The organism is Campylobacterota bacterium (assembly GCA_040752835.1).
Taxonomy (GTDB): Bacteria; Campylobacterota; Campylobacteria; order Campylobacterales; family Sulfurimonadaceae; genus Sulfuricurvum.
The window spans coordinates 182,733-202,152 of record JBFMGG010000004.1 but is presented as its reverse complement, the minus strand read 5'-3'; the positions used below and the strand labels follow the sequence as shown (position 1 = coordinate 202,152).

General features: G+C 54.5%; 23 protein-coding genes. 3 read left to right on the top strand and 20 right to left on the bottom strand.

Going from position 1 to position 19,420, the window contains the following annotated elements; translation table 11 throughout:
* Nucleotides 1-51: 51 nt before the first annotated feature.
* Both AB1763_02895 and AB1763_02890 read left to right on the top strand, forming a co-directional pair.
* Nucleotides 52-702 (top strand): response regulator transcription factor, encoded by a 651-nt coding sequence (locus AB1763_02895; protein MEW5831767.1) that lies wholly within the window; start codon nt 52-54, stop codon nt 700-702.
* Entirely contained in the window at nt 683-1,873 is a 1,191-nt protein-coding gene (locus AB1763_02890) for a HAMP domain-containing sensor histidine kinase (protein MEW5831766.1), read from the top strand. The genes AB1763_02895 and AB1763_02890 overlap by 20 nt, the downstream gene beginning before the upstream one ends.
* Here AB1763_02890 and AB1763_02885 read toward each other — a convergent pair.
* From AB1763_02885 to AB1763_02870, 4 genes are read right to left on the bottom strand one after another with little or no spacing between them, the layout of a single operon-like run.
* Nucleotides 1,870-3,561, bottom strand: coding sequence for a BamA/TamA family outer membrane protein (locus AB1763_02885; GenBank protein MEW5831765.1), 1,692 nt, complete (start codon nt 3,559-3,561; stop codon nt 1,870-1,872). The two genes, AB1763_02890 and AB1763_02885, sit on opposite strands and share 4 nt — an antisense overlap.
* A gap of 22 nt (nt 3,562-3,583) precedes the next feature.
* Complete coding sequence (locus AB1763_02880; protein MEW5831764.1) at nt 3,584-4,114, bottom strand: histidine phosphatase family protein; 531 nt, start codon at nt 4,112-4,114, stop codon at nt 3,584-3,586.
* Nucleotides 4,105-4,845, bottom strand: a complete 741-nt coding sequence (locus tag AB1763_02875) for an adenosylcobinamide-GDP ribazoletransferase (GenBank protein MEW5831763.1) — start codon at nt 4,843-4,845, stop codon at nt 4,105-4,107. Before AB1763_02875 ends, AB1763_02880 begins: the two co-directional genes overlap by 10 nt.
* Entirely contained in the window at nt 4,838-5,260 is a 423-nt protein-coding gene (locus AB1763_02870) for a hypothetical protein (GenBank protein ID MEW5831762.1), read from the bottom strand. Before AB1763_02870 ends, AB1763_02875 begins: the two co-directional genes overlap by 8 nt.
* A 133-nt stretch (nt 5,261-5,393) precedes the next feature.
* On the opposite strand from AB1763_02870, the gene AB1763_02865 reads away from it, so the two are divergent.
* Nucleotides 5,394-5,549, top strand: coding sequence for a hypothetical protein (locus tag AB1763_02865; GenBank protein MEW5831761.1), 156 nt, complete (start codon nt 5,394-5,396; stop codon nt 5,547-5,549).
* Here AB1763_02865 and AB1763_02860 read toward each other — a convergent pair.
* The 16 genes from AB1763_02860 to AB1763_02785 form a co-directional block, all read right to left on the bottom strand.
* Entirely contained in the window at nt 5,536-6,330 is a 795-nt protein-coding gene (locus tag AB1763_02860) for a Fic family protein (protein ID MEW5831760.1), read from the bottom strand. The genes AB1763_02865 and AB1763_02860 overlap by 14 nt on opposite strands.
* A gap of 106 nt (nt 6,331-6,436) precedes the next feature.
* Nucleotides 6,437-7,171: a hypothetical protein gene (locus AB1763_02855; GenBank protein MEW5831759.1), complete on the bottom strand. Its 735-nt coding sequence runs from the start codon at nt 7,169-7,171 to the stop codon at nt 6,437-6,439.
* Between the two features lie 83 nt (nt 7,172-7,254).
* Nucleotides 7,255-8,601, bottom strand: a complete 1,347-nt coding sequence (locus AB1763_02850) for a cobyric acid synthase (GenBank protein ID MEW5831758.1) — start codon at nt 8,599-8,601, stop codon at nt 7,255-7,257.
* Nucleotides 8,598-9,461 (bottom strand): adenosylcobinamide-phosphate synthase CbiB, encoded by an 864-nt coding sequence (cbiB, locus tag AB1763_02845; protein MEW5831757.1) that lies wholly within the window; start codon nt 9,459-9,461, stop codon nt 8,598-8,600. Before cbiB ends, AB1763_02850 begins: the two co-directional genes overlap by 4 nt.
* Nucleotides 9,446-10,453 carry an aminotransferase class I/II-fold pyridoxal phosphate-dependent enzyme gene (locus AB1763_02840; protein ID MEW5831756.1) on the bottom strand — a complete coding sequence of 336 codons (1,008 nt, stop codon included), beginning with the start codon at nt 10,451-10,453 and terminating at the stop codon, nt 9,446-9,448. The genes cbiB and AB1763_02840 overlap by 16 nt, the downstream gene beginning before the upstream one ends.
* Complete coding sequence (locus AB1763_02835) at nt 10,450-10,941, bottom strand: bifunctional adenosylcobinamide kinase/adenosylcobinamide-phosphate guanylyltransferase (protein ID MEW5831755.1); 492 nt, start codon at nt 10,939-10,941, stop codon at nt 10,450-10,452. Before AB1763_02835 ends, AB1763_02840 begins: the two co-directional genes overlap by 4 nt.
* Nucleotides 10,938-11,999 (bottom strand): nicotinate mononucleotide-dependent phosphoribosyltransferase CobT, encoded by a 1,062-nt coding sequence (gene cobT / locus AB1763_02830; GenBank protein ID MEW5831754.1) that lies wholly within the window; start codon nt 11,997-11,999, stop codon nt 10,938-10,940. The genes AB1763_02835 and cobT overlap by 4 nt, the downstream gene beginning before the upstream one ends.
* Nucleotides 11,996-12,754 (bottom strand): phosphotransferase, encoded by a 759-nt coding sequence (locus AB1763_02825; protein MEW5831753.1) that lies wholly within the window; start codon nt 12,752-12,754, stop codon nt 11,996-11,998. Before AB1763_02825 ends, cobT begins: the two co-directional genes overlap by 4 nt.
* On the bottom strand, nt 12,751-13,377 hold the full coding sequence (bluB, locus tag AB1763_02820; GenBank protein MEW5831752.1) for a 5,6-dimethylbenzimidazole synthase: 627 nt from the start codon (nt 13,375-13,377) through the stop codon (nt 12,751-12,753). Before bluB ends, AB1763_02825 begins: the two co-directional genes overlap by 4 nt.
* Complete coding sequence (locus AB1763_02815; GenBank protein MEW5831751.1) at nt 13,374-14,636, bottom strand: cobyrinate a,c-diamide synthase; 1,263 nt, start codon at nt 14,634-14,636, stop codon at nt 13,374-13,376. The genes bluB and AB1763_02815 overlap by 4 nt, the downstream gene beginning before the upstream one ends.
* Nucleotides 14,629-15,588 carry an iron ABC transporter permease gene (locus tag AB1763_02810; GenBank protein ID MEW5831750.1) on the bottom strand — a complete coding sequence of 320 codons (960 nt, stop codon included), beginning with the start codon at nt 15,586-15,588 and terminating at the stop codon, nt 14,629-14,631. The genes AB1763_02815 and AB1763_02810 overlap by 8 nt, the downstream gene beginning before the upstream one ends.
* A complete protein-coding gene (locus tag AB1763_02805) occupies nt 15,585-16,283 on the bottom strand; it encodes an ABC transporter ATP-binding protein (GenBank protein MEW5831749.1) in 699 nt (232 codons plus the stop codon). Before AB1763_02805 ends, AB1763_02810 begins: the two co-directional genes overlap by 4 nt.
* Nucleotides 16,267-17,091: a helical backbone metal receptor gene (locus tag AB1763_02800; protein ID MEW5831748.1), complete on the bottom strand. Its 825-nt coding sequence runs from the start codon at nt 17,089-17,091 to the stop codon at nt 16,267-16,269. The genes AB1763_02805 and AB1763_02800 overlap by 17 nt, the downstream gene beginning before the upstream one ends.
* On the bottom strand, nt 17,082-17,414 hold the full coding sequence (locus tag AB1763_02795) for a DUF4430 domain-containing protein (protein MEW5831747.1): 333 nt from the start codon (nt 17,412-17,414) through the stop codon (nt 17,082-17,084). The genes AB1763_02800 and AB1763_02795 overlap by 10 nt, the downstream gene beginning before the upstream one ends.
* 14 nt (nt 17,415-17,428) lie before the next feature.
* Nucleotides 17,429-19,213: a TonB-dependent receptor gene (locus tag AB1763_02790; GenBank protein ID MEW5831746.1), complete on the bottom strand. Its 1,785-nt coding sequence runs from the start codon at nt 19,211-19,213 to the stop codon at nt 17,429-17,431.
* Nucleotides 19,144-19,416 carry a hypothetical protein gene (locus tag AB1763_02785; protein MEW5831745.1) on the bottom strand — a complete coding sequence of 91 codons (273 nt, stop codon included), beginning with the start codon at nt 19,414-19,416 and terminating at the stop codon, nt 19,144-19,146. Before AB1763_02785 ends, AB1763_02790 begins: the two co-directional genes overlap by 70 nt.
* Between the last annotated feature and the right edge of the window lie 4 nt (nt 19,417-19,420).

Genomic DNA, 19,420 nt, shown 5'->3' with positions numbered 1-19,420 from the left:
TTTTTTGACGTTTTACCGAAAATGGACGAATAATAAATTACAATACTTCCCATGCGAGTACTTATAATAGAAGATGATATGAAAATGAGGGGCATGCTCAAAGATGCCCTGGAGTCGGTTTACCGTATCGACACGGCCCAGACGATCGACGAGGCCCTGGAATGGATCGAAAGCTGTTCATACGGCGCGGTGTTGCTGGACCGTAACCTGTGCGGGGAGGACAACGGGATGGAGATCATCCCCAAACTCAAGAAGCGTCACCCCTCCTGCGCCGTCATGATCGCCAGCGCCTACGGGGGGGTCGAGGAGAGGATCGCCGGACTCAGCGCGGGGGCGGACGATTATCTTGAAAAACCGTACGATCTCCGGGAACTGCGGATGCGCCTGGACGGTCTGATCCGGCGGTTTGCCCCCGAAACGATCACGGCGGGCGGGATCTGTCTGGACCTGGTCCATCAGACGATTACGGCCGATGGGAAACCGATCACGCTGTCGAAAAAAGAGAACGACGTCCTTTTCTTCCTGGCGTCAAGGCCCGACAAGGTTTTCAGCCGGGACGATATCGCCAACGCCGTTTATTCCGATCCCGCGTCGATGACGTCCAACACCATAGATGTGGTGATCAGCCACATACGCAAAAAACTGCCGGTCGACGTGATCGAAACGGTCAAAGGACGCGGCTATGCTCTTAAAAACGTTTAAAGGGCGAATCCTGGCGGTATCGCTGGGGATGACGGTGCTGGCGGTAGCGATCTTCGGATACGGTCTGGCCAGCATCTATTATCAGCACATGCACAAATGCCTTTCGCGCAGCCTGACCTTTCTGGGGAACATGATCGTGCACGAGTATGACGTGTCGCGGTGGGACGAGCGGACGCGCCGGCTGATATGGCACGACGAACAGCTAAGAAGCGTGATGAAGGGGGGGCTCATCGACCGGATGCGCATCGAGGTGGTCGCCAGCATCCCGTCCAAAAGCGACGAGAGGCTGTTTCATGCGATCACGCTGAAAGACGGGCGCCATTTCGTCATCAGTTCGTCAACGGCCAAAATTGACGACGAGCTTTTTCGGATGATCGGCAGCCGATGGATCTTTTTTCTGTTCGGTTTTGTATTTACGAGCGGGGTGATCTATCTGCTCATCCGCCATCTTTTCGCTCCGTTCAATGCCCTCGTCAACCACTGTCTCACCTGCGACGATCCCGAGAGCAAACCCGACGAGGTGAGCGGCGGACGGGAGATCATCGCCCTGCGCGACGCGATAGCAACGCTGCAGCAGCGGATCAGCGGTCTGCAAAAAGCCCAGCACGAATCGATGAAGGCCCTGACGCACGAGTTGAAAACGCCGTTGGCGCAACTGCGCCTGCGTATCGATCTGGCCGATCAGAAAGGGGAATGGAAAAGCGACGCGATCGCCGAAGCGCGCGAAGAGATCGATACGATCGCCGCGAAGATCACCACTATTTTGCATACGACCGAGCATGTCGGCAAGACGGAGAAGATCCGGCTCAAAAAAGCGATCGGGGAGTGGGTCGAAGAGTTGCGCGGATTGTGGGAACACCGGGGATTGTGTTTCAACCTCGATATTCCCGATGCGGCGGTGGCCGAACTACCGCGGATCCCTTTTGAACGGGTGTGCCGGATCCTCATCGAAAATGCGCTCAACCACGCCTGCGAAGGGAGCGATGTTTTTATCCGCTGCCGCGGAGGGATCATCGAAATCTCGAATCCTCCGTGCGATCAGGCCTCTACCCTGATCCACTCAAGCGGCGTAGGCCTTTCGATCGCCAGGACGCTTTGCGATTATTACGGGTGGATGCTGCGCGACGAACAGGACGAGACGAGCTACCGGGTCGTTTTTTCGGCGGCCTAGAACAATTCCCCGATCCGGAAATGGATCGCATACTGGCTCGGATCGTCCGGATCGAATCCGACGTCAAACGCGATCGGGCCGATGGGGGTGACGTAGCGAAGCCCCCATCCTATCCCCCAATAGGCGACGTCGTAATCGGGGATATAATCGTCCCCGATAAACGTGAGATCGCTGAACAAGACCCCCCGGAATTCGCCGTAGATGGGGAAGCGGTACTCCAGGCTCCCTTCCAGCAGCGAAGGGAACCCCAGTGGGTCACCGGCACTGTTTTTGGGACCCAGTTCACGGTAGGTGTAGGCGCGGTTGGAGTTCATCCCCCCCGCGTAGAAGCGATACGATGCGGGAACGTCGCCGTCGTAAACGCGCAGCGTCCCCCATTTGGCTTTTGCCCCTACGACATGCTCCCCGGCGCTGAGGATGTAGGCTCCCGAGAGGAGGCTTTTGAAATAGGTGGCGTCCGAAAAGACGGGAGAACGCAGCGATCCCATCCCTTTGGCGTTCAGCCAGAACCCTTTGGTCGGTTCGAGGATGTTGTCGCGGGTATCGAGATTGATCTCTCCCAGCGGCGAAGCGATGTAGAGGATGCTGTCGGGAAAGTTGACGGGGTCGGTCGAATCGTAGGTCTGCACCCGGTCAAACAGGACCCCCGCCATGACCGAGGCCGGGGTGTCTTGGTATTTGGCGGTCACTTTTTCGTAGGTACTTTCGGTTTTGTACCCGTCGAACGTCTCGTCTTTATATCCCACCTCGGCCCCGAGTACGCCGCGGTTGCGGAGCGGGACGGTGAGGGTTCCGGCCACTTCTTGCATCAGGTCGGTGTAGCGGGCGTCGAGCGAGAGGGTTTTGAGATCGCCGAAAAAATTGCGGTGTTTGACCCCCATCTGCGCGCTTGGTCCCTGGTCGCTGCTGTAACCCAGACCGGCGGTGAAGCGGATCGGACGTTCGACCTCTTCGACGGCGAGGGAGATCGGGACGACGCTGCCGTTGCGCTCGTTGTCGTTGATCACCACCCGCGCGATCGCCTCCTGCGCGTAGAGGGCCTCGTAACTTTTTTTGATCGCTTCGACGCTGTAGGGGTCTCCCTCTTCGAACCGGAGCATCGAGGCGGTGAGCTTACCGTCGATGTTGGGGGTGGACGAGGCGGTGATTTTGCCGAAGGTGCACGCTTCGCCCGGGAAGGCCTCGAAGAGGAGGTGCGCTTCGTCGGTTTCGATGTCGACCCACGCTTTGGCATTGAAGCTCGCGTTGCAGTATCCCCGCTCTCCGTAGCGTTTTTTGATCGCCGATTTCGTTTCGGAAAATTTTTCCTGATCGAACCGATCTTCGGGACGGATCGTCACCAGCGTTTCGACGTCGATGGGGCTGTTGACCTGGACGCTTTTGACGATGACGGGAGTGTTTTCGGCGATGGTGAAGGTGACGCTCCCCTCTTTCACCTCCGAGGTGACGCGGGCGTGGTAGAACCCTTTGGACCGGTAAAAGCTCCCCAGCGCCGAAACGCTTTGGGCGACGGCGACTTCGTCGAGGGTGGGGGGAGCCTCCCAGACTTCGACCGCGTAGGGTTTGCGCAGCCCCAGCACTTCATACAGGCGCGATTCTTCGAACGAATGGTTTCCGCTGAAAACGATCCGCAGGGGGGCCGAAAAAAGGAGGAGTGCCGATGCGGCGAGCAGCCAGACGATGCGCACGGAAGTTCCCCCTTTTTTAGGGTTAATTGTACCCAAAAAGGGGGATGCGCACATAGTCCAGATAGGCCGGAATTCCATCGTGCTCCGACGAACGGAGCAGGGAGAGGATGGTTTTGATCGTCCCGGCGTGGGTGCAGACCAAAATGTTCAGTTTCGGGTCAAGCTCTGCCAAAAACGATCCGACGCGGCGGCGGAAGGCTTCGGGGGATTCGTCGCAGACGAAGCGGTGCCAATCCTCTTCGGAGGCGAGGGCGGCGGGGTCGTACCCCTCCATCCGCTCGATCTGCGCAAAGGTTTTTCCCTCGAAGGAGGGTTTGAACCGCACTTCGCGCAGCCGCCGATCGGTGAGATAGCCTTGCAGCCCCATCGCGTCCAGGGTCTGGGTGCATCGGATGAGGTCGGAGGAGTAGACGCGGTCGAACCGTTCGCGCACCAGCGGCGCGATTTTCGTTTCGTCGAAGAGGCTTGTGTCGATGTCGACGTCGGAGTGGCCCAGATAGCTCCCTTGCCAGCGCGGTGGCGGGGGAGCGTGGCGCAGCAGGATCAGGGCCATAGGAACCCGAGTATCAGGAGGATTTCAACCGCCTCCAGCGACGCCCCCAGCGTGTCACCGTTGAGAAATCCCAGCGCTCGGCGCAGCGCCAGCGCGATCAGCAGCGCCAGCGCGATTCCTGATCCCAAAGCGAGTGCGTACGGCCACGAGAGGAGCCAAAACCCGATCAGCGAATAGACCGCCACCGCCCCCAGCAGCGCGGTTTTTCCGAACGAGGCACGCAGCTGCGACACGAACGTCGAGCGAAACGCAAAGAGTGCCAGAATGCCCAGCAGCCCCAGACGGCTGATCACCGCGACGGCGGCAAAGGCGGCAAACTGCTGGTGCATCAGCAGCGAGGCGAGCAGCGCGGTTTTGAAGAGGACCGCCATCGCGCCGTACAAAACCCCCATTGCCCCAACCGTCGGCTCTTTGATCACCGTGTAAGGGTCTTTGCCGCTGTGGGCGGCGTGGATCGCATCGGCGACGTCGATGATCGCCTCGATATGCAGAAATCCATAAAGGATCATGTAGGCACCCGCGGCGATCACCGCTCCGATCCACCCCAGCGGTTCGAGGGTAAGGAAAAGGGCGACGGAAAGCCCCGCGAGGAGCAGCCCGATGGCGGGGAGGGCCAAGAGCATCGTCCGAAGGACGGCGGGATGGGAGAGGTCATCGCTCTGGCGAAAACGGACGGGAAGGAGGGTGAAATAACTCAGGGCGAATTTAATCCCCAGATAGACATTATTCACTCGGCACCTCCCGCATGATGGTGAACCAGTCGCGGTCGAAGAGTTTGCGGATGTAGCTTTCGCGGTGGGGGACGATGCATCCTGCGCAGTTTTGATGGATCGCCGTCTCACTCACATACCGATCCCCGTCGGGGCTCTCGATGGAACAAGTGCTGAACAGGGTTCGTTCCCCTTCTTTTGCGAACCCGCCTTCGTTAAAGCGGAAATTCGGGCAGGCGCAGAGGTAGCAGTTAAGCTCTTCCATGTCGTGGCACTTTTTGTTCTCCGCATACAGCGGGCAGAATTCCGGCTCGTGTTGAACCATGTTATCGAATCGGAAGTATTCGATCACTTCGTCGTCGCTCAGACGGGTCAATTTCGCCATAATCGCTTTGTGTTTTTGGGCGTGGGCGTCGAACCATTTTTTATACGACATATAGAGTAGCCTTGATTAATTTGATCTCATTAACGCCGATATAACAAAAACATGGTACTATTTCCACTTGTTGAACCAACGTAACCAGACAAGTGGAAAAAACACATTTTGTAGGTTGCAAAAAGGGATTTTTATGAAAAAAACAATCGCAAATACGAATAAATTTTTCTCTACCGCTAAAAAGCGGGAAACTATGATCGTCAATTCGGTTTATACCTCTGCCAAAGCGGAAGGTTCTAAAACCACCAAAAAAGAGTTGAAAGAACATTATCGCCTTATCCATTCCTAATCTCTTCTTCGATTTTATCGATCAATAATTGCTGCAACGGTTCATAGTTGCAGTGATACCCCTCATGTACTTTTTGAATATAATCATCCCCGCTTTTGAGATTGAGTCCGATCATAGGGAAACCGTTTTTTGCCAAAATAATATCGCCTAAAAGTCGGCTGATTCGCCCGTTTCCTTCCCTAAACGGGTGAATAAATAAAAATTCGCTCAACAATCGGGATAAATCCGCCGTAATCGACTCAATATCTTTATACTGCTTTTTAGAAACCTCTTTAATTAACGTATTGAGGGCTGGAATCCCTTGCAAAAATTCCAACCTCCATGTCCACGCTTCGAGGTTATCCCCTTTGCTCATTTCAACGGTTCTCAGTTCGCCAGCAAATGGGTAGATTGATTCAAAAGCCCTCGTATGCCATTTTTTGACGGTATTAAAACCGAATGATCTCGAAATATCGAAATTGACAACCAAATCGCTGTAAAGTTCGAGGAGTTTTAAATCCTCATGTTTTTGAATCCAATCGCTATCGGTGGATTTGAGATAGTTGATACATACACCGCTAGAGGTCATGATTTTTTGAATGTCGTTGTTTTCCCAATGATTCCAAGGGTTTTGAATGATTTCTTCAGGGCTTAACCCGTCACATTCCGCATTCGTTTTATCGAGAATATTTTTAGGCGGTTTCGTTGATCTAAAGTATCGTTTATCCGTTTCATACCAATAGTGGATTGGTGCATTATGAGTCGTTTTAAACGCATAAAGAAGATACTTCGATTTAATCATCTAAATTCTATTTCCATACTATTCTGACTTGTAAGTCCCAAGGTCATCATAAGATATAAGCAAGAATCACCGCGCATTGTGACGCTGGCCAGGGTATGGGTTGTCATTAATTTTTACATTCCTTCAAATATTCCCATAACCAATTTGAAAATAAATTGATCAATGTTGAAAAAACAAATGTTATTAACACCGAATATAGCGGATATTTTTTGATAAATAGTTCTATTCGTTTTATAGTTGGCTTATTTATATCTTTGAGTTCTTTTTCTATATCGTTAAGAAAATTTTTTGGAATGGATTTTTTATTGATTTTTCCCTTACATTCATCACAGATAATAGGGTTTTCAGTATTATAAATGATGTCATTTTTATCTCCATTCATATCAAAAAGACAACCTCGTGTATCATTATGAATAAAGTTATAAACTTCGCTGTTATCTGTTAAATTATTCAGTATTTTGTAAAAAACAAAAACTTCATAGATATTTTTGATGATAAAATTTTCAATAGAAATATCTTTTTGAAATAAAATCTCTTCAATACCAGTTACTGAGATACATACTTTATTCGAATCAATTCTATGCATATAAAAATCATCATTGTATCTATAATTCATCACAGCAACACATAAGCCATCAAATTGGACTTTCTCTAATATTTGTACTATTTCACGCTTAGAATATACAATATCTAAGTAGCCATCATTTTTTTGAGGATCAGGTAAACTGCTTATTCGTTCAATATCCGTAAATTGAAAAAACTTTGATTTGTGTTTACGTATTACATCAAAATCAACTACTCTATCTGAGTGTCCAATTATTATGAGCTTAACATTTATCACTGTTTTACCTTCATTCCTGACTTCTTACCTGTCAAATAGGTTCTTGTAATTGTTATAAAATATTATTTAAAACCGATTGTTTATTATAGCGCGTTGATACTCTCGATCACGCGTTCCATATCAATCTCGCCTCTCATCGTATCGATAAACGAATCGAGGGTCGTTTTTTTATAGTTCTCAAACGCCGCGTCCTCGAACAGTCCGTGAACGAACGTCCCTTTGATGTGAGCTTTTTCGTAGTATAGCGGATATTTTTCACTCACCCCGTGATGGATTTCGAACCCGTAGAGTGTTGTGCCGAAGATGTCGTATTTCCCTTTTTTGAGCACTTTGTCCCGCTGAAACACGATCACGTCGTCGATAAATCCCAGAGCGTCTTCGCGACTCGGTTCCGCCGTCTCGACGCACCCCTCGTCGAGGATCGCTTCAAACATCATCTGATACCCGCCGCAAATCCCCAGTATCTCTTTTTTCCGCTCTTTGAGCGCATCAAACAGCCCCGTTTTTTTGAGCCACCGCAAATCCTCGATCACCCGTTTGCTTCCGGGGAGGATGATGAGGTCGAAATTCTCCAGCGCCACATTGGAGGTGATGAACTCGACGGCGATCGTCTCGTCGGCGATGAGCGGTTCGAAATCGTTGTAGTTGCTCATCGTGGGGTAGTTGATGATCCCGATTTTTTTCGCAGGGTTTGGTTTGTTCTGGACGAAGTTTTTTAAGCTTTGGCTGTCTTCAAATCCGAGATTGAGGGGGAGGTAGGGGAGGACGCCGAGGACGGGGATACCGAACCGCTCTTCGATAATTTTCACCCCCTCATCAAACAGGCTCCGATCACCGCGGAACTTGTTGACGATCACCCCGATGACGTTGGCGCGCAACGCTTCGGGAAGGAGGTTGTAGACCCCCCAGATCGAGGCGAACACGCCCCCTTTTTCGATGTCGGCGACGAGGATGATTTTGGTGTCGTATTTTTCGGCGATGTAAATATTGGAGAGGTCTTTGTCCATCAGGTTCAGCTCGACAGGACTTCCCGCCCCTTCGCAGATGACGCACTCGTACCGCTCGCTCAGGTATTCGAAACACTCGTCCACGGCGGGTTTGAGGGTGTCGAGATCGCGGTAGTAGTCGCGGACGTCCTTGTCGGTTATGGCTTTGCCTTTGACGATCAGCGACGCGCTGTTGCCGTGTCCCGATTTGAGGAGGATCGGATTGAGGTGGTAGCTCGTCGGAAGAGCTAGCACTTCCGCTTGAAAATACTGGGCGATCGCGATTTCGCTCCCGTCGTCGCACACGCGGGAGTTGTTGGAGACGTTTTGGGCTTTGAACACCCCGACGTTGATCCCTCTCTCTTGCAAAAGCCGTCCGATCACAAACGTGAGGGTCGATTTCCCCGCATCGGACGAGGTGCCGAAAATAGAGATCGATCTCATGCCATCACTCCCGCTGCTAATACGATAATCACAAGGGTATCGAGTTTCCACTGAAGGGTTAATGCACGCTGAACATCCAGAGTCGTAATCTCCCGCTTCCCCTCGCCGAAGTAGGGCTTGTTTTTGATCGTTCCGAAATAGGGGGTCGGCCCTCCGAGGGAGAGACCTAGCGAGAGCGCCATCGCCGAAATAGGGTATCCCGCATTGGGGCTCTCGTGCAGCGCGCCGTAACGCCATGTTTGGGTGAGCTTTCCGAGTTTGCCGAAGAGGATCAGGATGATCACCCCCGTGATGCGGGAGGGGATATAGTTGGCGATATCGTCCAACCGTGCGCTCACTTTGCCGAATTTCTCGTATTTATCGTTCCGATACCCCACCATCGAATCGAGGGTGTTGATGGCTTTGTAAAGAAAAAGCCCGACCAAACCGAAAACTAACAGATAAAACAGCGGGGCGATCACCCCGTCGCTCAGATTTTCGGCGTAGGTCTCGATCGCGGCTTTGTTGATCTCGCTCTCGCTGAGATTTTCGGTGTCGCGGCTGACGAGGTAACGGATCGATTGCGGGTCGCTCAGCACGTTGTTCACGCTCTCATAGAGCATCTTTCCCGCGATCCCGCTCGAGGCGATGATCCCCAATATCCACGGATTGCCGATCAGCGAAATCGGATAAACGAGAGCTAACACGGCGGCTAACAGCCAAAACACGAGCCAAAATCCGCGCATAATGCTATCTCGATAAAACCGCTTTTGAAACGCGGTGATGAAATCGCCCATCAGGACGACGGGGTGGCGGATAAATGTGAACTCGCCGAAGAGACGGTCGGTGACGTAGGCGATGAGGGCTATGTCAGCGAACATAGTGCCTCCTCAAACCGTTTCAACTCCGCAATGCTTTTCACGGCGATTCGCACATAACCCGCATCCAGAAAATCGAAATTGGAACAATCCCGCACCATGATTTTATACGGAATCAGTCTCTCCTGAAATTCTTTCGCATTCATGTGAGCGAGCCGGACGAGGAAAAAGTTCGCATCGCTCTCAAACACCTTCTCAAACAGGGGCGACGTATCTAGGAGGGTTTTCAAATACGTTTTCGCCTCCGCGTTCAGCTCTCGCGATTGCGCACGAAACGCTTCATCTTTAAGCGCCGTGATGAGAAAATGGCTGTCGACCGCCGAGATTTTCCATAGCGGCTCTTTGGCTTTGAGGGCGGCGATATTCTCCCGCGAAGAGAGGACGATCCCGACTCTCACCCCCGCGCATCCGTAAAATTTGGTCTGTGATTTTAAAACGTAGAGTTTGTCGCAGGTTTGGAGATAACGGGTCGCCGACGCTCCGCCGCAAAACTCCAGAAACGATTCGTCGATGAGGATTGTGCAGTTTTTGGCACTCCATTGCTCCATCAGTGTTTCGATCTCGTAGTAGCGTCCGTCGGGAGTGGAAGGGTTGACGAAGACGACGAGGGAGTTGGCCTCAACCTCCGCATCCATCGCCTCGAAGCGGTCGATGAGGTGCACCTTCTTGCCGTGAAGCAACGCCGCTTTTTTGTACTCCAGATAGGCGGGGGAGTAGATCGTGCAGGTGGGGTTGTCGAGAAATCGGAGCAATGTAAAAATCGCCGAAGAGCCGCCGTTAAAAAGCTCTAACTCCTCCGACGTGACTCCGTAATGAGAGGCTAACGTCTCCGTTAGTCTGTCGTAGGTGGGGTACGCATTGAGGACAACTTCGCTGAAATCGACCATAGGGGTGATGAAGTTAATGTTGGAGGAGAGATCGACCACCTCGCTCACCGCACATCCGCAGTGTTTTGCAAACGCCTCTACATCCCCACCGTGTCCGTAGGCCGTCATTTGAGCCGCTTCTCCAGTCCCAGTTTCACTTCGTAGACTTCGTCGCAAAACCTAGCCAGTGCCTGACCGATGATGCCGCTGAGATCGACATAACGGCGGCTGATGGGATCATTCGGGATGACTCCCGATCCGACGTCGTTCAGGACAAACACGATGTTAGCGTCTACGCGCCCCAGCGCTTCGATCTCCGCGAGCAGAGTCTCTTCGCTCTCGTCGAGCCGGTTGAGTATCCACATCGAGACGCAGTCGATCAGGTAGGTTTGGTGAGGCTGGATCACATCGGCCAGATGGTGCGTCTCTTCGAGGGTGATGAAGTTTTCGCCGCGTGCGGTGCGGTGTCTGTCGATCCGCATTCCCATCTCGTCATCGCCGAAACTGTGGTCGTAGGTGGCGAGGTAATAGGGCTTGTCGGTCGCGAGAGCGAGGGCCTTGGCCTCCGCCAGGCTGCTTTTACCCGATTTCTGTCCGCCGAAGTAAAGTATCTTCATTGCAAAAAGCTCTCCACTTTGCGGGTGATCTGCTCTTTGGTGATGCCGTTAAGCAACGCGTAGACCAGCGCACCCCCTGCGCCGACCCCCTCTTTGGCTTCCCCTTGGTCGTAGAGTCTCAGCGCGGGATGATCGGTGAGGGAGAAATCGAAATCGGCGTAATAGGCGTTGAGAGGAAAATCGTTCATCTCCAGGAGGGCTTTGATATCGCTTGACGTATCTTCGGCGACCCATTTGGTCGTACAGAGGGCGATTCGGGAGCTGTCGAGCTTCTCTTCCATCATCTGCAGAATACGGTTGACGATGAGCAGTACGCACGCCATCTGTGTCCCCCCTGCCAACACAATCGGGATGTCGCGGTTTTGGAGACCGAGGATCAACCCGGCGTTAAAGATGAGCATGTTGTCCCCCACCGCAGAGAGGATGCCGAAGAGATCATCGCTTTTGCCGATGCGGGAGAGGGCCCGTTCGAGTACGGCGCGTTTGATGTCGCCGGGATCGTTTTTGAAACTGCTGCTGAATTTATCCCGCGCGTCGTACCCCAGTGCCAGCGCCGTAGCGAGGGCCGTCGTCGTCCCTGCGGGGACCGACTCGCCCAGAATGATGTAGTCGCTTTGGAGGGTGAGATCCTGGGCGAAGGCGATGGCTTTTTCAAACACCTCCGCGGCGGGGATATTTGCCCCCCCCTCGATCGAATCGCTGGGGGAAATGCTGAACGTATGGAGTCTGAAATGCTCCAGTTTCGGGGAAACTTCCAGCCCCAGGTTCAGCAGTTCGATCTGGCGGAAGGGATGGAGGAGATGGACGGCGCGGGTGATGAGGGCGGGGGTGGGGACCCCTTTGGGGGTTTCGGCGATGCTCCCCAGGCTCCGCACTTCTCCGATCGCTATGAACTCCGCATCGAGCGTCGGGGTGAGATGGAACGACCCCGGAATCCCCGCCTGGGTAATCCCGGGGATTTCGGCCGTTTTGGTGTTGCTCATGCAGAGCAAAAAATCGGCCCGTTTTCCCCGCAGGCTTTCGATGAAATCCTTGTTTCCCGTGATGGTTTTGATCATACCAGTTTCTCCAATAGTTCGTGATAATTTCCGCCGTTTCGATAACGGTTGACGCAATAAAAAAGGGTTGCGTATTCGCGGTAGGGGCGAAATTCCTCGGGAGTGAGCGTTGCGCCGTAGCTCTCCAGCAAAGCCGCCGTTTTCTCCTCACTGTCGCACCAGGAGAGAGCCGCGACGGCGAGGTCGAACACAAAATCGCCGTTGCACGCCTGCGTGAAATCGACGACGCACGAGAGGCTGTCCCCCTCGAAGAGGGCGTTGTCCAAAAAGAGATCGCCGTGAATAATCCCGTCGTTGCGCAGGGGCGGGTCGATTTTGTTGAACAGCGTTTCAAAAATCGGCATATCGGACTCTCCGATCATCCGCGCCAGCCGCGACCGCTCGAAGAGCCTTTCGTTGGAACTGTGCCGCGTTGCCGTTCGGGCATGGAAATTCCGTAAAAACGCCCCGATCTGCCGTATAGGATCGGTGTGTGCCGTTTCAAGGCTTTGGCCGGGACACCGGCGGTAGAGGAGGGCGGGTTTGCCGCCGATGTTCATGACCTCTCCTATGGGTTGGGATACAGGGAGCGTTTCACACTGTTTCAGAAGTTTGAGTTCCTCGTACACTGCCTCTTCGCTTGCCGTCTCGAAAATTTTCAAGACCCGATCCCCATCCAGAAAATAGACGCTGTCCATGACTCCCTCACTGCTGGGCGTGATCGTTTTCACCCCCAGCGAGGCGGGCAAATCGCTGAGCGCAATAACGGTTTTCACACCCATTCGACCACCTCGTCCAGCGTTTTTTTCTCTTCCCACCCCAGTTTCAGCAGTTCGGGTTCGTCGAGAAATTCGTTCACGTACCCCACCGTCAGATAGCCGATCAGTTTGTATTCGCGGCCGATCCCCAAAATCTTTTTGACCCGCTTGGGGCGAAGAATGCTTACCCACCCCACCCCGATATTGTGGGCGCGCGCCATCAGCCAGAGATTCTGGATCGCGCACACGACGCTGTACTCCCCTGTCTTTTTCTGGGTGGTTTGCCCCAGCACGGCTTTGGAGGGTTTTGTGTAAAGGACGGCGATATTGAGAGGCGCTTCTTTGATCCCTTCGAGCTTGAGGTTCGGATAGAGGGGACGGTCACCGAACTCTTGGGCCGCTTTGGCGTTTTCTCTCCTAAACTCTTCATAGATCGCTTCGCGTTTGGCAGGGTCTTGGATCAGGAGAAACTTCCACGGCTGGGAAAAGCCCACCGAGGGAGCCGAGATCGCCGCTTCGAGAATCTCCCGCAGCGCTTTTTCCTCGATCGGATCGGGGAGAAAATGGTGTCCCCTCACGTCGCGGCGGGAGGAGAGGATCGATTGGAGGATCGTTCGGGCGTGGACGTCGAAAGCTTTCACATCAGCCTCCGTCGAACGAGGTCGGGATGGCTGCGAAAGAGGGTGTGAAGGTAGGTGCCCAGCACGTTTCCCTCGCCGTTTTGCCAGCTTCCCGGCTGCCCGGTCCCCGTTTTCGCCCCTTTGAGGATATCGAAGGCATCGCCCTCTTCGAGAGGACGGGTGTAGTGGAACGCATGCCCCCTCACCCCGGCTTCGTTGGTGTAGTATCCCATCCGCTGGAACCGTTTTTCGAGGGTAAAGGAGACCTCCAAAATCCCGCTCATTGCTTTTTCATCGACGCCCTTTCCGAGATAGAGAAGCCCCGCGCACTCGGCATAGATCTTTTTCGTTCGGGCATGACGGATCAATGAAGCTTTAAACTTTTGGGCCTTTTGGATGGAGGCGTACGCTTTGGGTGTCTCGACATATCCGCCGCAGATGTAGATGCTGTCGCACTCTTCAGGAATGACTTCGTCGCGTGAGGGGCGGACGATAACGACATCGGCGAATACCTCTTGCAAAAATCGGAGATTATCATGGTACAAAAAGGAGAAATTCTCATCGCTCACAACCGCGATCTTTTTATCGCTTTTGGGGAGCACTCTAAACGGATACGAGGTGTTCTCTTTGGCTTCACGTCTCCCCAGGGCTATGAGCGATTCAATCTCGATATGTTCCAACACCGCTTTGGAGATCGCTTCGAGTTTATCCATCTCATTTAAATCAAGTCCCAGATGGGTATCACGCAGCGCCTCAAGGCCGTCTGGGATCCAACCCAGCACCGCCACGTCCCCGAAATCGCTTTCGATCCGGTTTTTGATCAGTTCGTAATGGCTCTGCGAACCCAGACGGTTGAGGATGACCCCCCGGATGGTGTTGTCTTGTCGGTACCCTTTGAGCCCTCCGAGAACGGCGCTGGGGGTGATGTAGCTCCCCTGTGCGTCAAGGATGATGATCGTGGGGACGTTGAGCAGTTTGGAAATATCGTAAGCGCTGCTGCCGTAGTCCATTCCGTCGTAGAACCCCATCACCCCTTCCATGATCGCGGCCTCACGGTCGGCATAGCGTCCGTACAGCCATTGCAGCTGCTCCGGGCTCATCATGAACGCGTCGAGGTTGATGCTTTCGGTGCCGCAGATGGCGCGGTGGAACTGCGGGTCGATGAAATCGGGGCCGATTTTAAACGGCCGGACGGAGTCTTTGAAACGGTACAGAAGCGCCGAGGTGAGGAGCGTTTTCCCCTGGTTGGACGCGACGGCGCTGATGCAGAGGTTAACCATGCCTCCCCCTTTTTTTCAGGATGATGTAGATGAAAAACGGTCCCCCGATAAACGACGTCACGACCCCGATGGGGACTTCGCTGGCCGCTCCGAGATTGCGCGCGACGAGGTCGCAGAGCACCAAGAAGACGCCCCCGTAATAGAATACGGGGAGGATCAGCGCGTCGCTGCTGCGGCGGTAGAGCAGCCGGACGATGTGGGGGATCACCAGCCCGATAAACCCGATCGGCCCCACGACGCTTACGCAGACCCCGACGCTCATCGAGACGGAGAGGAGGAGGATCAGGTTGATTTTTTTGATCTCGATCCCTTTGAGAAACGCATTTTCGTACGAGGTGAGAAGCAGTTTGAGCTCGGGACGGTAGCGTACGACGACCCACAGCAGGGCCAGCGCCGCCGCCGCGACGGGATAGAGGCTCTCCATCCCCACCACGCTCAGGCTTCCCATCGTAAAACGGATGATCGAATAGCTTTGTTCGAGATCACTGAGGTAGAAAATCACCATCAGCGCGGCGGAATAGAAAAAGGAGAGGGCGATCCCGATGAGCAGGAGCGAATGGGTCTGGGTCGCTTTGAGGGACCGCGCGAACAAAAACAGCAGTACGACTGTCGAAAACGCCCCGACGAAACTGAAAAAGTACGAGAGGGCCGCCAGCGATGCGGGTAAAAATACGATTCCTACGGCCGTCGCCAGGGTCGCGCCGCTCGAGACGCCCAGAGTAAAGGGGGTTGTGAGGGCGTTGCGAAACACGGCCTGGAACACCATTCCCCCCAGGGCGAGGACCGCCCCCGTGAAAAACGCGACACCTACCCGCGGCAGGCGCAGGTCCCAGAACAGGAGGTATTCGGTCGCCTCCGGGGTGAAGAGGTTGGCAAGTTTCATCGCCGTTTCGCCCACAAACGGGGCGGCGGCGAGGATCATCAGCGACAGTGCGAATATGAGCCGTTTCATGCGTAGTTCACCGCAAAATGTCCCCCGACCCGGCAGATCGAGTCTCCGAAAAGGGAGCGGAAGCGGCCCTCTTCGAAAAAATCGGTTGCCGACCCGTCGAAAACGAGTTCCCCCTCCCGCAGATAGAGGATCCGGTACCCCAGACGGTAAGCGAGGTTCAGGTCGTGGGTAATGATGATTTTCCGGCCGGGGTGTTCTTTGAGCATCCGAAAGAGCTTGATTTTTTTGTCGCTGTCGAGATTTGCCGTCGGCTCGTCGAAAATTGTCAGCCGGGCGTTGTGCAACAGTCCCCCCGCAAATAGCAAAAGCTGGCTTTCGCCGCTGCTGAGGCATCGGCAGGGGGTGTTTCGGATCCCCGTAATATCGAGCCGTGCCATCACCGTTTCGAGGTCGTCGGGGGTCGAACCGTTGAGGAGGGAGAGGTTCAAAAACGCTTCGGCGTCGATGTATTCGTCGAAAACGTCGAGCCCGGAGGGGACGAAATTGAGCAGTTGCGCACGGCGCCCGGAGCCGAGTGAGGCGAGTTTTTCCCCCTCTACCCGTACCGAGGAGGTTTCGTAGAGCCCCACGAGCGCTTTGGCGAGCGTGGTTTTTCCCGCCCCGTTGGAGCCCAGGATCACGGCGTTTTCGTCATGCACCGCAAACGAAATCCCCTTCAGAAACGGGGTCGAGAGATTGTCAACGGACAGCTTCACGTAAAAACCCTTTGAAATCGTCGATGAAATAAACGATCCGGTCGCTCGGTATCCCCGCGTATTCGCCCGATTCGACGAAGACCGATTTCGTTCGGGCCGCGTTGATCGGAAGTTTCAGCCACGGGGCCTTGAGCTGCTCCTCGGTGAATTTTTTCTCTTTCATCAGCGGCGCGAGGATGATCACGACGTCGGGGTTGAGAGAGAGTATTTTTTCGAGGGTGATGGCGGGCTGCCCCTTCTGGGTGCTTTGGAACGCATTGACGTTCCCGCTGGCTTCGATGATGTCGTCGAAATAGAGGTTTTGCCCCGCCACGAAGACCTCTTTGGAAAGATCGGTGTTGTAGCCGATGGGGATCAGGATCTTTTTCTTTTGCGCGATCCCCCTGAGGCTTCGGAGAGAACGGTCGATTTTTGCCACAAGGGCGGACGCTTTCTCTTTTTTGTCCAGCAACCTCCCCATGCCGAGGAGGGTTTGGCGGATCGAGGCGAGGGTATCGATTTTGACCACCATCGTCTTGATCCCCAGCCGTTCGAGTTTTTCCGCCAGAGGGGCGTTGTTCTCCTGCAAAATCACCAGATCGGGTTTGAGCGATACGATCTTTTCGAGCGAGGGGGTGAAAAATCCCCCCACTTTCGGGATCTTTTCTGACTGCGGCGGATAGCGGCAGTAGGCGGTGTTCCCGACGATCTTTTCCCCTTCGCCCAGGGCGAAGAGGATTTCGTTGACCGAGGGGCTCAGGGCGACGATCCGATCGAACGACCATGCCGGAAGGACCAAAGAGGCGATACACAGAAATTTCAATAACACGCTTCGACCTTATAGAGCCACGTCATCGTTTTTGCATCCTCCAGCGTGTAATTCTGCGCCATGGTGTGGACCGATTGCCCGTCAATGAGATAAAACCAGCCGAACTTTCCGACCACCGATTTTTTCCCGTCGATCGAACGGACAAAGGTATATTTCCCTTTCTGTTCCGTCTCCACGAGGCTTACTTTTTTCAGAAGCTCCAGCGCCGTCGTCGCTCCCGGCGTATATTCCGTTCGGACGGTGCGCTCGGGGCGCCCGTCACCGTAGATGAGCGTCACGTCAATCTCCTGTGCGGAGAGAGCGGCGAAGACGCTTAGCAGCATAGCAGCCGACCGGATCAAAACGACACCTCTATTCCGGCATACCAGGCCCGGGGGCTAGAGGCGTAATTGTTGACGCTCTGGTAATACTTGTCGGTAATATTATCGACTTTTGCGTAGATTTTGAGATGTTTCGTGCACGCATAGTCGGCTACGAGGGAGGCAACGGTGTATTTTCCCGTCTGCGCACCCCGGTCGTTGTCGCTGTCGTAGCGGCTTCCGACGTACTCTCCGCTCAGCCCGACATGTGCTTTGGGGATGCCGTAGTAGTCGAGCCCGAATTTGAGATTCTCTTTCGCACGGCGGCGCAGGCTCTCCCCGCGCTGGTTTTGGGCATCGAGTCGGGTATACCCCAGCGATACCAGGGCCCCGTTCCCCAATTCTTGCCTGAAGGCCGCCTCGATCCCCCTGATTCTGGAGGTTCCCTCGACATTACCGTACGCCGATGAGGTGAAATCGTATTCGATCATCTCCTTGATGCGGCTTTCGAAATAGGTGAGGCTGATCCCGCTGTAACCGACGGTGAGGTCACAGCTTCGGGTCTCTTCGGGTTTGAGGGCGGTATTCCCGTATGTCGGGTCGTAGAGCTGGTAGAGGGTGGGGACGTTGTAAGCGGTCCCGTAGTTCGCGCTGACGTACCCCTCTTCGCCCCAGGGGTGCTTGAAACCGATTTTTCCGGTCGTTTTGTCGCTGAACACGTCAAACACGTCCCGCCGCAGCGATTCGGTGACGACGGTGCCGGTGGCGAGGATGTTGGTGTTGGTGATGAAAACGGCCCGGTTGTCGTATTCCCGGTTGAGGCGGTTGAGATGTTCGAAGGTTTTGTAGTCCCCGCCGATGACGATGAAATCGTTTTCGCGGTAGCCGATGCGGGAGTGCGCGCCGTATTCGCCGACCCGTCCGTTATAGGTCGTTCCGGTCGAATAGTCCCGTTCGAACGTCGAACGGTTGGCGTAGAGGGTGGTGAGCGCATCCCCAAAGCGGTTTTCATAACTCAGACGGCTGAGTCTTTCGTTTTTGCGGTAGTTTGCGGCGGAGTCGCCGTTCGTGGAGTCGTATTCGGTATAGACGTCGATGTCGGTATGGGCGAAACGGATCGCGTTGGCGCCGTCGAAACGGTATCCGACGTTCAGCCCGAGGGTACGGTTTTCATAGCCGTCGTCTTCGTAGCGCTCGATATCGGTATAGCGCCGCGCGTACGACGTAAACCCGTCCGAAACGATTTTTCGGGCGTCGAGGCGGAGGTCGAGTGTATCGTTTCCGTACCCGAACGACCCGCCGTATTTTTTGGTGCCGAAACTCCCTTGTTCGTAGAGGGCTTTCGCTTCGGTGCCCGGAGCGGTTTTGCGGGTGATGATGTTGACGACCCCCGCGCTCGCGTCGCTTCCCCAGATGCCGCTTTGGGCACCCTTGATCACCTCGATGCGTTCGATGTCGCCGAGCATCAGATGCTCGAACGACGCACCGTCCATCGAGGTGTTGTCGTTGTAGCGGATCCCGTCGATCAGGACCAGGGTCCGTTTCGAATCGAATCCCCTGAGGTAGAGGGCGGTCGATTTTCCCAGACCGCCGTTGCTGACGACCCCGACCCCCGCGAGGGAGTTGAGCGCTTCGGCGAGGGTCGCGTAGCGGCGTTCGGCGATCTCATCGGCGGAGATAACGTCGGTATTGGCGCTCACGCTGCGGAGAGTCTGCTCGGTCTTGGAGGCGCTGACGACGATCGGGTCGAGCGTCAGTTCCCGGGCTTCGGTGGAAGCGACGAACGTTGCGGCGGCAACGAGTGAAAGAGTGTGTCGGTGCATGGGTGTCCTTGTTGCATAATCGTTGTGGCGGATGAGGTAAGGACACCCTCGGGAGGAGAGACGGTCGAATAGGTATGGATCGGATGGGTCGGGCAGATCCACTCGATCCGGGTGATGTTCTGGAGGAGGCGTACATGCGACGCGTACGCCTGGATCGCGACGAGCGAAAAATAGTTTTTCCCGAAACCGCGCGGTGAACGCATCGCA